Annotated in this window: 11 protein-coding genes, 3 tRNA genes and 1 pseudogene; 6 read left to right on the forward strand and 9 right to left on the reverse strand. The window is 73.3% G+C overall.

The genetic code is table 11. The annotated features are described in order from the left end of the window. Positions 1-528: pseudogene (locus tag ACLU3S_RS30585) on the reverse strand (hypothetical protein); the annotation flags it as partial. 187 nt (positions 529-715) lie between these two features. Here ACLU3S_RS30585 and ACLU3S_RS30590 point away from each other — a divergent pair. Both ACLU3S_RS30590 and ACLU3S_RS30595 read left to right on the forward strand, forming a co-directional pair. Further along, positions 716-1,162 carry an ATP-binding protein gene (locus ACLU3S_RS30590; RefSeq protein ID WP_413955221.1) on the forward strand — a complete coding sequence of 149 codons (447 nt, stop codon included), beginning with the start codon at positions 716-718 and terminating at the stop codon, positions 1,160-1,162. Between the two features lie 7 nt (positions 1,163-1,169). Continuing rightward, a complete protein-coding gene (locus ACLU3S_RS30595) occupies positions 1,170-1,733 on the forward strand; it encodes a GNAT family N-acetyltransferase (RefSeq protein WP_413955222.1) in 564 nt (187 codons plus the stop codon). 16 nt (positions 1,734-1,749) lie between these two features. On the opposite strand, the gene ACLU3S_RS30600 is transcribed toward ACLU3S_RS30595, so the two are convergent. The 3 genes from ACLU3S_RS30600 to ACLU3S_RS30610 form a co-directional block, all read right to left on the reverse strand. Then, on the reverse strand, positions 1,750-3,120 hold the full coding sequence (locus ACLU3S_RS30600; protein WP_413955223.1) for a PLP-dependent aminotransferase family protein: 1,371 nt from the start codon (positions 3,118-3,120) through the stop codon (positions 1,750-1,752). A 66-nt stretch (positions 3,121-3,186) separates the two neighbouring features. Continuing rightward, positions 3,187-4,671, reverse strand: coding sequence for an aminopeptidase P family protein (locus tag ACLU3S_RS30605; protein ID WP_413955224.1), 1,485 nt, complete (start codon positions 4,669-4,671; stop codon positions 3,187-3,189). Between the two features lie 160 nt (positions 4,672-4,831). Continuing rightward, positions 4,832-6,223, reverse strand: coding sequence for a SpoIIE family protein phosphatase (locus ACLU3S_RS30610; protein ID WP_413955225.1), 1,392 nt, complete (start codon positions 6,221-6,223; stop codon positions 4,832-4,834). Positions 6,224-6,893: 670 nt separating this feature from the next. On the opposite strand from ACLU3S_RS30610, the gene ACLU3S_RS30615 reads away from it, so the two are divergent. Together ACLU3S_RS30615 and ACLU3S_RS30620 are read left to right on the forward strand one after the other, a co-directional pair. Then, entirely contained in the window at positions 6,894-7,559 is a 666-nt protein-coding gene (locus tag ACLU3S_RS30615) for a bifunctional DNA primase/polymerase (RefSeq protein WP_413955226.1), read from the forward strand. A 163-nt stretch (positions 7,560-7,722) separates the two neighbouring features. Further along, positions 7,723-8,217 (forward strand): hypothetical protein, encoded by a 495-nt coding sequence (locus ACLU3S_RS30620; protein WP_413955231.1) that lies wholly within the window; start codon positions 7,723-7,725, stop codon positions 8,215-8,217. Between the two features lie 241 nt (positions 8,218-8,458). Here ACLU3S_RS30620 and ACLU3S_RS30625 read toward each other — a convergent pair whose 3' ends face one another. The 3 genes from ACLU3S_RS30625 to ACLU3S_RS30635 form a co-directional block, all read right to left on the reverse strand. Beyond that, complete coding sequence (locus tag ACLU3S_RS30625; protein ID WP_413955227.1) at positions 8,459-9,424, reverse strand: DUF5926 family protein; 966 nt, start codon at positions 9,422-9,424, stop codon at positions 8,459-8,461. Positions 9,425-9,686: 262 nt separating this feature from the next. Continuing rightward, complete coding sequence (locus ACLU3S_RS30630) at positions 9,687-10,325, reverse strand: ATP-binding protein (protein WP_413955228.1); 639 nt, start codon at positions 10,323-10,325, stop codon at positions 9,687-9,689. 188 nt (positions 10,326-10,513) lie between these two features. Beyond that, complete coding sequence (locus ACLU3S_RS30635) at positions 10,514-11,341, reverse strand: glycerophosphodiester phosphodiesterase (RefSeq protein WP_413955229.1); 828 nt, start codon at positions 11,339-11,341, stop codon at positions 10,514-10,516. A gap of 326 nt (positions 11,342-11,667) precedes the next feature. Between ACLU3S_RS30635 and ACLU3S_RS30640 the strand changes: the two genes are divergently transcribed. Then, positions 11,668-13,119, forward strand: a complete 1,452-nt coding sequence (locus ACLU3S_RS30640; protein ID WP_413955230.1) for a S1C family serine protease — start codon at positions 11,668-11,670, stop codon at positions 13,117-13,119. Between the two features lie 107 nt (positions 13,120-13,226). After that, a tRNA-Ser gene (locus ACLU3S_RS30645) sits at positions 13,227-13,313 on the forward strand. Positions 13,314-13,605: 292 nt separating this feature from the next. Here the strand turns inward: ACLU3S_RS30645 and ACLU3S_RS30650 are convergent. Further along, positions 13,606-13,678: transfer RNA gene (locus tag ACLU3S_RS30650), tRNA-Arg, on the reverse strand. 215 nt (positions 13,679-13,893) lie between these two features. After that, positions 13,894-13,984: transfer RNA gene (locus ACLU3S_RS30655), tRNA-Ser, on the reverse strand. Between the last annotated feature and the right edge of the window lie 227 nt (positions 13,985-14,211).

Below are 14,211 nucleotides of genomic sequence, written 5' to 3' on the forward strand. Positions count from 1 at the left end.
GCGACCACTCCACCCCGGTGTGCAGAGGCCGCCGTCGCGCGGCATCGGGCCCATGGCGGGCAGGGGCCGGCCCGAGCGGTCTATGAGGTGCGCGGCGAGCAGCACGTGGTAGGCCCGCCCGGGGGTCAGGGCGGCCGCATGCGCCCCGCACAGGAGTCGCGCGGCCTGCTCGACCAGCGCGGAGTCGCCGAGCGAGGAACCCATCGAGCCGGTCCGGCCCATCTGCATGCCGCCGGAGGCCATGGCCGTGCCGTGCTGGCCGAGCCCGAACAGCGTGTGCAGCACGATCTGGCCGAGCGCGAGGAACGCGGCGATGCCCGGCAGCGAGCGGGTCCGCCCGGCGAGCGGCGCCACGAGCAGCAGGGAGCCGAGGAAGCCCGCGCACAGCGTCCACAGCGGCACGCGCGCGCAGGAGGCCAGGGCGTGCCCGGCCGCGGCCAGCACGACACAGACCGCGGCGAACACCGCGGCCCGCAGGATCCGGAGCCCGGCTCCGGGACGCGCCGTGCGCGGGTGGGGGGCAGACATGGCGCGCTCATCATCGCACCGCGCGCACAGGGGGCCTACGGCAGGGGCCTCGGCGACGTCCCTCATACACCGATTCCTCCCGTCGCGCATCGACCGTTCGGGCGGAGTCACGTCCACGGAGTGCTTACGGGTGCCTACGCGCGGCAATACGTAACGGTATGTCGAGCCGCGGCCAGGAGGCTGGAGCATGAGCATCTGGTGGTCACTCCATCTGCGGCGCGACGCTGCGAGTGTGCCGCTCGCGCGGCGGCTGCTGATCGGCACCATGGAGACGGCCGGGGTGGACCCGGAGATCTCCTACGACCTGTCCGTCGCCCTGAGCGAGGCCTGCGCCAACGCGGTCGAGCACGGCGGGGGCGCCATGGACGGCGGCCTCTCGGAGGCGTACCGGGTGACCGCGTACCTCGACGGCGAGAAGTGCCGTATCGAAGTGGCCGACTCCGGGCCCGGCCTCTCCCGTACCCAGGAACCGCGGCCCGCCCGGCCGGACGCGGAGCACGGCCGCGGGCTCTGCCTGATCCGGGAACTCGCCGACCACGTCCACATCGGTGCCAAGCCCGGCCGCGGCGGCACGGTGGTCAGCTTCGACAAGATCCTCAAGTGGACGAAGGACCCCTCACTGCTCACGGCATAGTGGGCGCATGCGGATCGAGAGCGGGGACATAGCGGACGATGTGACGTTGCGGCTGCTCACGCGGGCCGACGCGGGCGCGCTCAGCGCCGCGTACACCGAGAACCGGGCGCACTTGCGTCCGTGGGAGCCCCGGCGGCCGGAGTCCTTCTTCACCGTGGACGGGCAGCGCGAGCGCGTCGAGGGGCTGCTGCGGCAGTTCGCCGCCGGATCGGCGGTGCCCCTGGTGTTCCAGGCGGCGGACGGGCGGATCGTCGGCGCCATCACCCTGACCGGGATCTCCCGGGGGCCGTTCTGCAGTGCCCATGTCGGCTACTGGGTCGCCGCCGACCAGCAGAACAGGGGGCTGGCGGGCGCGGCCGTGCGGCGGGTCTGCGAGATCGCGCGGGACGTGGTGGGACTGCACCGGATCGAGGCGTCCACGCTCCTCGGCAACCACGCGTCGCAGCGCGTGCTGGCCAGGTGCGGGTTCGAGCCGATCGGCATGGCCCCGAAGTACCTGCACATCGACGGGGAGTGGCGGGACTGCCGCCTCTTCCAGCGGATCCTGCACGACCGCGACCCGGTGCTGTGAACGCGGCCCCGGCGCGCTACTCCCCCTCCAGCACCTTCGCCAGCGCCTCCAGCGCCTGCGGGTACGCCCGTTCCCGGGGCGTGCCGTAGCCGACGACCAGGCCCTGGGGCCGGCCGGGGCGGGGGCTGTGCCAGTGGTCGCCGAGGGCGCCCACCGCGAGCCCCTCGGCCTCCGCGCGGGCCAGCGCCTCGGCCTCGTCGTCCACCTCGATCAGCGCGTGCAGCCCCGCCGCGATCCCGCGCACGCCCGGGCGCGGTCCGAGCCGGTCCAGCAGCCGGTCCCGGCGGCGCCGGTAGCGCAGCCGGCACGCGCGCACGTGCCGGTCGTAGGCGTGGCTGTCGATCAGTTCGGCGAGCGCGAGCTGGCCGATGGTCTCGGTGTGGTGGTCGCTGTGCAGCTTGGCGTCGGCGACCGCGTCGACCAGGTGCGCCGGCAGCACCATCCAGCCGAGCCGCAGGGCGGGGCCGAGCGTCTTGGAGGCGGTGCCGAGGTAGACGACCTGGCCGGGCGCCATGCCCTGCAGCGCGCCCACGGGCTGGCGGTCGTAGCGGAACTCGCCGTCGTAGTCGTCCTCGACCACGATCCCGCCCCGCGCGCGTGCCCAGTCGCCGATCGCCCGCCGCCGCTCCGGGTGCAGGGTGACCCCGGTCGGGTACTGGTGGGCCGGGGTGACGACCACCGCGGCCGCCTCGCCGAGCGCGCCGGCCCGTATGCCGTGCGCGTCGACCGGCACCGGCACGACGGTTTTGCCGTTGCGCCGCACCACCTCCTGGTGGAACGGCAGCCCGGGGTCCTCCATGGCGACGGCGGCGCCGTCCAGCACGCGCGTGAGGAGCGCGAGACCCTGGACGTACCCGGAGGTGATGACGATCCGCTCGGGGGGCGCGAGCACGCCGCGGGCCCGTCCCAGGTAGCCGGAGAGCGCGGTGCGCAGCTCGATCCGGCCGCGCGGGTCGCCGTAGTCGTACGCCGGTGAGGGCGCCGTCGCGATGGCCCGGCGCAGGGCGCGCAGCCAGGCCGCCACCGGGAACGCGCCGACGTCCGGGCTGCCGGGGCGCAGGTCGAAACGCGGGGCACCCGTGCGTGCGTCGGCCCGCGGCGCCTCGGCGCCCGGCGTGGGAGGCAGCGCGGCGACACGGGTGCCCGAGCCCTGCCGGGCCGTGAGGTACCCCTCGGCCACCAGCTGGTCGTACGCCGCCTTCGCGGTGCCCCGCGAGACACCGAGGTCGGCCGCGAGGCGCCGGGTGGCCGGCAGCCGGGTGCCGGGCGCGAGCCGTCCGTCGCGCACGGCGTCCCGCAGCGCCCGCTCCAGCCCGGACCGGCGCCCGTCCGCGGGATCCGGTTCCAGATGCAGGTCGACCCCGGCGCCGGACCAGAAGTCGTTCACGACAACCCTCCCCCTGGGCATGTGAAGGGCCGGGCACCACCCGGGTGCCCGGCCGTCGCTGTGCTGTCAGCCCTTGAGCGACGCCATCCAGGCCTCGACCTCGTCGGAGCGGCGCGGCAGCCCGGCCGAGAGGTTCCGGTTGCCGTCCTCGGTGACGAGGATGTCGTCCTCGATGCGCACGCCGATACCCCGGTACTCCTCCGGGACCGTCAGGTCGTCGGCCTGGAAGTACAGGCCCGGCTCGACGGTGAGCACCATGCCCGGCTCCAGCGTGCCGTCCACGTACGTCTCGGTGCGCGCGGCCGCGCAGTCGTGCACGTCCATGCCGAGCATGTGGCCGGTGCCGTGCAGGGTCCAGCGGCGCTGCAGGCCCAGCTCCAGGACGCGCTCCACCGGGCCCTCGACCAGGCCCCACTCGACGAGCCGCTCGGCGAGCACGCGCTGCGCGGCGTCGTGGAAGTCGCGGTACTTGGCGCCCGGCTGCACGGCCGCGATGCCGGCCTCCTGCGCCTCGTACACGGCGTCGTAGACCTTCTTCTGGATCTCGCTGTACGTGCCGTTGATCGGCAGGGTGCGGGTGACGTCCGCGGTGTAGTACGTGTGCGTCTCCACGCCCGCGTCCAGCAGGAGCAGGTCGCCGGAGCGGACCGGGCCGTCGTTGCGGACCCAGTGCAGGGTGCAGGCGTGCGGGCCGGCCGCGCAGATGGAGCCGTAGCCGACGTCGTTGCCCTCCACGCGCGCGCGGAGGAAGAACGTGCCCTCGATGTAGCGCTCGGAGGTGGCTTCGGCCTTGTCGAGGACCTTCACCACGTCCTCGAAGCCGCGGACCGTGGAGTCGACGGCCTTCTGCAGCTCGCCGATCTCGAACGCGTCCTTGACCAGGCGCATCTCGGAGAGGAAGACGCGCAGCTCCTCGTCGCGTTCGGCGGTGACCTTGTCGGTCAGGGCCGCCTCGATGCCCGCGTCGTGGCCGCGCACCACGCGCACCGGGCCGGTGGCCTCGCGGAGCCTGTCGGCCAGCTCGCGCACGTCGGCGGCCGGGATGCCGTACAGCGCCTCGGACTCGGTGAGGGAGTGGCGGCGGCCGACCCACAGCTCGCCCTGGCCGGAGAGCCAGAACTCGCCGTTCTCCCGGTCGGAGCGGGGCAGCAGGTAGATCGTCGCCTCGTGGCCGTCCGCGGAGGGCTCCAGGACGAGGACGCCGTCCTCGGTCTGGTTGCCGGTGAGGTACGCGTACTCGACGGAGGCGCGGAAGGGGTAGTCGGTGTCGTTCGAGCGGGTCTTCAGGTTGCCCGCGGGGATCACCAGGCGCTCGCCGGGGAAGCGGGCGGAGAGCGCGGCGCGGCGGCGCGCGGTCTCGGCGGCCTGGGCGATCGGCTTCAGGTCACGCAGCTCCGTGTCGGCCCAGCCGGACCTCATGTTCTCGGCCAGCTCGTCCGAGACGCCCGGGTACAGGCCGTTCTTGCGCTGCTTGACGGCCTCCTCGGACTCGGTCTCGGGGCCCTCCGCGGTAGCGGAGTCGGGCACAGCCGGGTTGAGCTCGTCGGACACGTGATCCTCCTCGATACGCCATTGATCTCCCCCGGGGCCCGCGGCGCTCCTGCTTGTGGCCGAGCGGGGGCCTCCATCATCGTACGGTCGTACCGCGGGTGGACCGGGGCCGGATGCCCTGTTATGCCCGGTCATGCATTCCGGCTGCCCATCCTCACGGTCAGTCGAAGCGGGCCGCCAGCAGGACCACGTCCTCCTCGCTGTCCGCCGCGTCCAGGCCGTCCGGCAGGACCGTGCGCAGCACGTGGTCGGCGACGGCGCCGGGATCGTGGCGCAGCGGGCGCGGGACGCTCGCGGCGGCCGTGTGCAGCCGGGCGAAGGCGCGGTCCATGGCCTCGCCGGTGCGGTGCAGCAGCCCGTCGGTGTAGAGCAGGACCGTCTCCCCGGCCTCGGCCTGGATCTCCACGCTGGGCGCCTCCCAGCAGGCGAGCATGCCGAGCGGCGCGGACACGGAGGTCTCGGCGAACTCGGTGCGCCGCTCGCCGATCAGCAGCGGGGGGCTGTGCCCGGCGCCGGCGAGGGTGACCTTGCGCAGCGCGGGCTCGCAGTAGGCGAACAGGGCGGTGGCCGAGCGGGCGGGTTCGGTCAGCCGCAGCAGCAGCTCCAGGTCGGACAGGACGGCGACCGGGTCCTCGCCCTCCATCACGGCGTACGCGCGCATGCTGGCGCGCAGCCGCCCCATGGCCGCCACCGCGCTCGGTCCGGAGCCGGTGACCGAACCCACGGACAGGCCGAGGGCGGCGTCGGGCAGCGGCAGCGCGTCGTACCAGTCGCCGCCGCCGCGCGGGCCGGTGCGGTGCCGGGCGGCGAGCTGGACGCCGGCCACGCGGGGCAGCCGGGAGGGCAGCAGTTCCTCGGTGATGGTCGCCACGCGCGCGCGGGTGCGCTCCACCTCCAGCAGGCGGGCGAGGTACTCGGTGGCGTGGCGCACGTAGAGGCCGGCGAGGTGGCGCCGGCGCTCGTGCGGCTCGGCGGGCTCGTCGTAGAGCCAGACGGCGGCGCCGAGGCGGCCGGCGCGGTCGGTGGCGAGGGGCAGGGAGTAGCTCGCGGCGTAGCCGAGGCGGGCGGCCACCTCGCGGTGCCGCGGGTCGAGGCCGTCCTCGGCGAGCAGGTCGGGGTGGAGCGTCTCGGCGGCCGTGCCCGTGTCGTACGGCAGCGCGCCGCGCGGGACGGTCTCGATGTGGCCGAGGTCGGCGCGGCCGAGGCCGAGGCCGAGGCTCCGGTGCGGGCCGAGTCCGTCCGCGGGCTCCAGGACGACGAGGCCGCGGCGGGCGCCGACGAGGGCGGCACCGGCGCGCAGCAGTTCGTCCAGGGCCGCGTCCAGGGCGTTCGTGCGCGCGAGGCGCTCGGTGAGTTCGTGGAGGGTCGTGAGGTCGGAGACCCAGCCGGCCAGCCGGTCCTGCAGGAGGGTGCCGGGAGGCGGCGTGTGCGGGGCGGGGACTGCGGCGGCGCCGGGGGTGGGGGCGGAGGCGGAGACGGGCACGACAGTGTGTGCGGGCGTCGGAACGGACGGATCGATTCCAGCCACTTTCGGAGGGTGCGGGGCGTTCATGTCGTCCGGCTTTCAGACCGGTGCGTATTGCTCAAAAGCATCGCGAACCCCCATGTCATTCTGCGCCGCTAGCAGTGTCTCCACATGTACACGCACTCGTGAGGGGATGTCCAGCATTGTCCTGCCGGGATTCCTGGTGTCCATGGGTCCGGTGGGGCTTTCTCCCGAACCCCTTGCCTTACTGCCAAGTTGGCTGAAAACTGCCTCGGGTATCGGTTCATTGCGGTCGACTGGGCTTGCTCCACGGAGCGTCACAGCGGTCGTGATGGGTACGTACTCGGAGAAGGCCAGGGGTGGTTGGGGGCCACCCGGAACCTGGCGACGGACCCGGGCGTCATAGCCACCGACGACCGAGCCCCATCCTCCCGTGGCGGAGGCGGAGAGAAACACGCGCGACGCAAAACGCCAGACTTCGCCACCCCCACGCCGCAGCCGTGCTTTTGATAGACGCACCATGGACGCGGACGCGGCCACTGCTCGACGTCTTGGGGTCTTGGGGTCTTGGGGCCCTGTGGGTCTTGGGGGTCCTGGGGGTCCTGGGGGTCTTGGGGTTCCCATGCCGTGCGCAGGGGTGTGATGCGCCAACAGGTACGCACAGTGAAGTGATCGACACATGGTGTGATGTGGACCACGGTGTTGCCAGCGGTGCAACGGAAAGGAACGAGCGCTCATGCGCGAGATCCTCGGAAGGCGACGCAGGCTCCTGTCCAGGCGGAACGACGGGAGGCCTGAGCTGATCAGCGCGGCCCTGACCTTCGCGACGGAATGGCAGTGGCCCGTACTCCCGGGCGTGGCCCCGGACCCGCAGGGCCGGGCCCGCTGCGGCTGCCCCGACCCCGAGTGCACGGTGCCCGGCGCCCACCCCTTCGACCCCCCGCTGCTCGCGGCCACCACCGACGCGCGCATGGTGCGCTGGTGGTGGACCAACCGGCCGAGCGCGCCGGTCATTCTGGCCACCGGCGGCACGGCGCCCTGCGCGGTCAGCCTGCCGGCGCTCGCGGCCTCCCGTGCGCTCGCCCTGCTCGACCGCCGTGGCATGCACCTCGGCCCGGTGATCGCCTCGCCGACCCGCTGGGCGCTGCTCGTGAAGCCGTACTCCCTGGAGCAACTGGGCGAGCTGCTGTACGCCAAGGACTTCGTCCCCGGCTCCCTCCGCTTCCACGGCGAGGGCGGCTATCTCGCCCTGCCCCCCTCCGAGACCGGCCAGGGCGCCGTCCGCTGGGAGCGCGCCCCGCTCCCGGGCTCGGCGGCACCCTGGGTGCCCGACGTGGAGGCGGTGGTGGACGCCGTGGTCGACGCCCTCACTCGTACGGGTGTGAGCGCGCCCGAGTTGTAGGGGTGTCGGGCGCGCGCGGGGCGGGCGGGCCCCCTGCGCTCGTTATCTTCCGCTCATGCTGCGAATTTCTGGGGGACCCGTCGGAACCGGCGCCCGGCCGCCCGGCGACGGGCCCGACCCCCGAAGGCTGCGCCTGCTCGCCCTCGCGGGCGCCGTGACGGCCGTGGCCGTGCTGCCGCTGACCGTCGCGTCCGCGGGGCAGGTGGGCGACGCCCGGCCGGACCCCGCGCCGGTCGCTCCCCGGCGCGGCGACGCCAAGGCCCCCACGGCCGCCCCCAGCAGTTCGCCCCTCCTGCTCGGCCTGGGCCTGGCCACCGCCGCGCGCTGCGGTCCCGAACTCGGCTCCCCCGAGGGCATGGAGGCGCAGACCTGTGTGCTGACGCAGGGCTCGGACACCTGGGCGCGCACGTACTACCGCAACGCCACCGGCGAGGCGCTGGACTCCGTGCTCAGCCTCATGGGCCCCGGCGGCCGCACCGTGCAGACGCGCTGCGCCACGGGCGCCGACGACGAGCCCGCCACCTGCGAGACGCCCCGCGAGCGCAGCCGGGGCGTCCCGGACGACTACACGGCCGTCGCCGAGTTCGCCGAGCGCGGGGCCGGCGGTGCGCTGCTGTTGCGGTCGGGAAGCAACTCCGAGTCGTCCGACCGGAGTTGACGGACAGGGTCGTGCCGTACACCGAGCGCGGACATGGAAAGACCCGGTTGCTGGCGACGGGGGATGCACCAGCAACCGGGCTACTGGAACGGTAACAAGAGATCGGCGGTTCGCAAATTCCGGCTCAGGCATTCGGCCATCGATTCGCCTGTCGGAACCGGGAGTTGTGACCGGAGTCACCCGCCGCCGGGCCCATGGCCCGGCTGACCGGCCGTTCAGTCGTGACCCGTGCGTGGGGCCATCAGCTGAGCGTGACCTGCCGGTTGGTCAGCCCGCCGCGCGCCCGGCGCTCCTCCGGGGTGAGCGGCTCGGTGACGGCCAGAGCGGCGGCGAGGCGCTCCGCGAACTCGGCCGCCGGCTTCTCCACGTCCTCCGCCGAGACGTCGCGCGGCAGGTCCCAGACCGGCACGGTGAGGCCGTGAGCACGGAAGGAGCCCACGAGCCGGGTGCCGTCACCGAGACTCGACCGGCCCGCCGCGTGCAGCCGCGCGAGAGCGTCCAGAAGCTGCTCCTCCGGATGCGGCATGACCCAGCGCAGGTGGTTCTTCTCCGGGGTCTCGCACCAGTAGGCGGCGTCCACGCCGGACAGCCGCACGGTCGGGATCGCGGCGGCGTTGGCCCGCTCCAGGGAGGCGGCCACCTCCGGACTCGAGTTCTCCGCGTCCGGCACCCAGAACTCGAAGCCCGCGTGCACGACCGGCTCGAACGGGGCCTCGGGGTCGATCAGGTCCTGCAGCCGCGGCGCGTTGGCGGGGGCACGGCGGCCCTGCACCGGGGTGCCGGGCTGCGCCTGGAGCGCGCGCTGGAGCGTGTCGGCCAGGTCGCGGCTGATGTCGCCGGACGCCGTGTCGTTCTGCAGGCCGAGCAGGACCGAGCCGTCGTCGCGGCGCAGCGCGGGCCACGCCATCGGCAGCACCGTGGCGAGGGTGACCGACGGGACGTCCTCGGGCAGGCCCTCCTTGAGGGTCAGCTCGACGGTCGCGGCCGGGACGAGCTCGCGCAGCGCCACCCAGTCGCACTCGGCCGGCAGCCCCTCGAACGGGCGCTGCACCAGCTCGGTCACCGCATGCGACGCGGCCCGGCCGTGGCACGCCTTGTAGCGCCGGCCGCTGCCGCAGGGGCAGGGCTCACGGGCGCCGACGACCGGGATCTCTTCGTCCGTGAGCTGCGGGCGCTTGGCCTTCGTCTGGGGTCGCTTCTTGGCCATCGTGGGGTCTCCCGGTTACGGCTCTTCTGGTACGGCGGGAGCCTAGCCGCTGCGACCGCGACCGACGGGAACCTGTGGGCAACGCACGCGCGCTCGACGCCAGAGGTGTGAACCTGTGGACGGCCGGGGCTTCGGCGGTTCAGCGAGTGTGAACCTGCGGGCGGCTGGGGCTTCGGCGGTTCAGCGAGTGTGAACCTGCGGGCGGCTGGGGCTTCGGCGGTTCAGCGAGTGTGAACCTGCGGACGACCGGGCCTTCTGCGGCTCAGCCCAGGTCCTCCAGCGCCTCCGCGAAGTCCAGGCCGGACAGATCGGGGAGCGCGGGGGACGTGACGCGCGTAGCGAAACCGTCGCGCCGGCACCCGGCTTCGGGATCGAGCACGTCCGCCCGGACCACCACCCAGACCGTCACCTCGCCGTGGACGTCGTCCCGGACGCCCCAGTCGTCGGCGAGGGCCGTGATGATGTTCAGCCCGCGGCCCCCGTGCGCGGTCACCGACGGGGTGGCCGGCGCCGGGCGGGTCGGACCGCCGCCGTCCGTCACCTCGACGACGAGGCGGCCCCGCTCGTCGACCCGCCAGGCGGCGCGTACGTCACCGTCCCCGGCCGGGGCGTCGCCCAGCGGCCGCCCGTGCTTGCAGGCGTTGCTCAAGAGCTCGGAAAGGATCAGTACGGCGTCGTCGACAACCGATTCGGACACGCCCCCGCCGCGCAGCTGCGCGCGCATCCGGCGTCTCGCCTCCCCCACGCCCGCAGGGCCATGGGGTACGGCCATGCTCGACGACGCGGGCACCTCCTGTGCCACCACCAACGCCACCCCCGAGACCTCCTTCGCCCCACGCCACGGTGTGGATGCCCCCTCGGTCTGTACCGGAAACCGGCCAGTCCCCTTCCGGTGACGCATTCGACACGGTCGTGCACGCAGCGAACGCGCCGGAGCACTCCCCGTGACGAGCCGCCCTCGGGCGGCCGGCGCATGGCTGGATCTCGACGGTCGCGGCCGGGAGTGAAGGAGCCGGCAGCCGCGGAGCTCCGGTCATGGGGCGGAAGCCGGTCCTCGCCCGACTGCGTCCCCCACCCGGCTCCGGCCGGTCAGCGGCCGAGCTGGTCCAGCACCGCGCGCGGGCGGTTGGTGATGATGGCGTCGACGCCGAGCCGGACGCACAGGTCGACGTCCTCGGGCTCGTTCACGGTCCACACGTGCACCTGGTGGCCGGCCCGCTGCAGCCGCTCCACATATCCGGGGTGACCGCGCACGATCCGGATCGACGGCCCCGCGATGCGCACCCCCGCGGGCAGCCGCCCTTCGCGCAGCCGCGGCGAGAGGAACTGCATCAGGTAGACCGTCGGCAGCGTCGGCGAGGCGGCCCGTACGCGGTGCAGCGAGCGCGCCGAGAAGCTCATGATCCGGACCGGGGACTCGGCGGCCGAGGGGGGCGCGTCCAGGCCGAACCGCCTCAGCAGCGTCAGCAGGCGCTCCTCGACCTGGCCCGCCCAGCGCGTGGGGTGCTTGGTCTCGATGGCCAGCTCCACGCGCCGCCCGGCGTCCGAGACCAGCCCCAGCAGCCGCTCCAGGGTGAGGACGGAGGTCTCCTCGCGGTCTTCCGGACGGTGCTCCCAGTCGGGCTCCTCGTCCCGGCCGCGCCAGGCCTCCCGGGTCTTCCACGAGCCGAAGTCCAGGGCGGCGAGATCGGCGAGCTCCAGGGCGGACACCGCGCCGCGGCCGTTGGAGGTACGGTTCACCCGTCGGTCGTGGACGCACACCAGGTGCCCGTCGGCGGTCAGCCGTACGTCGCACTCGAGGGCGTCCGCGCCGTCCTCGATCGCCTTCTTGTAGGCGGCGAGGGTGTGTTCGGGTGCGTCCTCGGACGCGCCCCGGTGGGCGACGACCTGGACGGAGAGCTGTCGTGCGTGGGTCACCGCGTCATGGTGCCACCGTCGCCAGGTGCGCGGGGCGGCGCTCATGCGTCCGTGCGACCAACGGGGAAGTGCATCGTGCGCGTTTATGTATTTTTTGCCTGGAACGTCCTATGTAAAGGGTGGCCCCGGACCCACAGCCACCGCTTATGGTGCTCTGACGGCCCGTGGGAAAAGCTGACTGCATACAAACCTGGAACACTGGACGCAGGACCATGTGCAGCCGCCTCGCGACGGGCCACGACATCAGCGTGAGCGCCCCAGCCGAGCGTGAACGAGCGTGACCGAGTGCGATCGAGAACAACAGCCGTGGATCGAGGAGAAGAGCTGTGAGCACCGAGAACGAGGGCAACGCGGTACCCCCGGCCCCGTCCGCACCTCCCGTGCCGGTGGCCTCTCCCGACGCCTCCCCGCAGGGCTCCGCACCCGGGGCACCCGGGGGGAACGAGCCGACGGCTCCCCTCCCGCCGGTGCCCGGTAACCCCCCGCAGGGCCCCGTCCCCGCCGCCTTCGCGCAGGACGGCCCGGCCGGGGGCGCCCAGCCCGCCCCCGACGGAGCCTGGCCGCCCCCGCCCCCCGGCACGCCCGCCTACGGCGACGCGGGCGCGGGCGGCGGTGCCGGATGGGGAGCGTCGTACCAGCAGCCCGCCCCCAAGCCGCGCAACGGGCGGGGCGGACTGGTCGCCGCGGTGCTCGTGGCCGCGCTCGTCGCGGGCGGCCTGGGCGGCGGCATCGGCTACACCCTGGCCAAGGACAACGACAGCAGCGGCTCGACCACGGTCTCCGCCTCCGACAACAGCGCCTCCCAGGTCAAGCGCGCGCCCGGCACGATCGCCAACGTGGCCGCCCGGGCGCTGCCCAGCACGGTCACCATCGAGGCCGAGGGCACCAACGGCGAGGGCGGCACGGGCACCGGGTTCGTCTTCGACACCCAGGGCCACATCGTCACCAACAACCACGTGGTGGCGGACGCGCTCGACGGCGGCAAGCTGACGGCGACGTTCCCGAGCGGCCGGAAGTACGACGCCGAGGTCGTCGGCCACGCACAGGGTTACGACGTGGCGGTCATCAAGCTCAAGAACCCGCCGTCGGACCTCAAGCCGCTGGCCCTCGGCGACTCCGACAAGGTGGCCGTCGGCGACGAGACCATCGCCATCGGCGCCCCCTTCGGCCTGTCCAACACGGTGACCACCGGCATCATCAGCGCCAAGAACCGCCCCGTGGCCTCCAGCGACGGCAGCTCCAGCAGCAAGGCGTCGTACATGAGTGCCCTGCAGACCGACGCGTCCATCAACCCGGGCAACTCCGGCGGACCGCTGCTGAACGCCTCCGGCGCGGTCATCGGCATCAACTCGGCGATCCAGTCGACCGGCAGCGGCGGCTTCGGCTCGGGCCAGTCCGGCTCGATCGGCCTCGGCTTCGCCATCCCGATCAACCAGGCCAAGTACGTCGCCCAGCAGCTGATCAAGACCGGCAAGCCGGTGTACGCCAAGATCGGCGCGTCCGTCTCCCTGGAGGACTCCACCGCGGGCGCGAAGATCACGGACCAGGGCGCGGCCGGCGCCTCCGCGGTCGAGCCGGGCGGCCCGGCCGACAAGGCCGGCCTCAAGCCCGGTGACGTCATCACCAAGCTCGACGACTCGGTGATCGACAGCGGCCCCACGCTGATCGGCGAGATCTGGACCCACAAGCCCGGCGACAAGGTCACCGTCACCTACAAGCGCGGCGGTCAGGAGCACACGGCCGACCTGACGCTGGGCGCCAGGGTGGGCGACAACTGACCTCCCCGCGCCCGCGCACGCGGCACCGGTGCGCGCGGACCGCACCCCCATGATCCACCGGGGGCCGGTAGTCTGTACCCGCTCCGCCCCCAGGGCGGGCGGAGCGAGGTGGGTTGCCCGAGCGGCCTAAGGGAACGGTCTTGAAAACCGTCGTGGCAGCGATGTCACCGTGGGTTCAAATCCCACACCCACCGCGCAGTTGAACGGCCCCTGACCGAAATCGGTCAGGGGCCGTTGTGCTGCCGCTGGCGTACCGCAACTCCCTGCCGACGTCCCGTCGTCCGTCCGCCCCGTCGGCCTCCCGGTCTGAGTGAGACCGTTCGGAGAGCCTTCGGGAGCCGCGGTCGACAAGGACGTCCGGCCATCGCTGGACGGCGCACACGCGCGCCGCGCTCGGAAGGCTGTCCGGCGCCATTGCCGTACTTCGCAGCTGTGCGCCCCGGAAACGCCAGAGGCCCCGGATCTCTCCGGGGCCTCTCACCTGTGCGCACTCGGCAGGATTCGAACCTGCAACCTTCTGATCCGTAGTCAGATGCTCTATCCGTTAAGCTACGAGTGCTTGTTCTTTTGTTTTGCCGCCGGTCCCGGCCCTTCCGGCCCGCTCTCGGCGACAGGAAGAACATTACATGACTGCCGCCGTCATGTGAAATCCATTCCGCGCACCCCTTGTGACCTGCGTAAACGCCTGAGACAGGGGTGTGGCGGGGAAGAGGGGCGGGCGGGGGCCGGGAACGCCGAAGCCCCGGTCCTGGGACCGGGGCTTCGGGATCGGTGCGGAGGCGGAGGGATTTGAACCCTCGATGGGCTTTAAGGCCCAAACCGCATTAGCAGTGCGGCGCCATAGACCGGACTAGGCGACGCCTCCAGCACAACCGCTCACGCGAGCGCGCGAGTGGTGCGTGCAGATGATGACACAGGCGGGTGCGGTGTCACCAATCGCCCCCCACGGTACTAGGCAGGCATGCCGCAGGGCAAAGGGCTTCCCCCGGCGGGGCGGCGGGCGCGCCGCGTGGCGCAACGTCGGGGGCGCGCGGGCGTTGGGCAGGGCATGGTTTCCGTTCTGCCGGCCGCCGGACGGCGCGTCCTCGCGTC

It is taken from the genome of Streptomyces sp. AF1A, from assembly GCF_047340315.1.
In the GTDB taxonomy this organism is placed as follows: Bacteria; Actinomycetota; Actinomycetes; order Streptomycetales; family Streptomycetaceae; genus Streptomyces.